Genomic DNA, 427 nt, shown 5'->3' with positions numbered 1-427 from the left:
GTATTGAGGGCGACCGTTATTCTTGGCTTGGCCGTCTCATAGGGCTCGAGAAATTGCTCGTCGCCACTGAGCAGGAAACCGCGCATACCGGTTTCCAGATCGACGGTCAGTTTTACCGCTTCATTGGCATTATTGATCACCCGGTCCGAGTGCTGGACCCACTGGATCACCGACAGCAGATAGGTGATCAGCAAGACAAAGAACGCCGCGCTGATGACACCGACACCCAACGGCAGGCTGACGTTGCGGCTCAGGAGTTTACGGAATCGTTGCTCATCAACCGCAGGCGCAGAGGTCATGGGAAGCCTTGTCGAACTGTTGGATGCCATCGAGTCTGCCCCAAATCGGCCGAGGGGATCCATTTTTCTGACACGTTTTTCGGCAATACCCTGCATTTCACTGCTCCGGCGCAAAGGAGCGGTTATTC

At 55.3% G+C, this 427-nt stretch carries 1 protein-coding gene; it reads right to left on the bottom strand.

The genetic code is table 11. The features are described from left to right. Nucleotides 1-299 (bottom strand): CHASE3 domain-containing protein (locus tag AC1DLB_RS32210; protein WP_477786562.1); only part of this gene is annotated, 299 nt, incomplete at its 3' end. Between the last annotated feature and the right edge of the window lie 128 nt (nt 300-427).

The organism is Pseudomonas sp. 05N434 (assembly GCF_056396965.1).
Note: the sequence above shows the minus strand (reverse complement) of the source record. Positions and strands in the feature narration are given on the sequence as shown.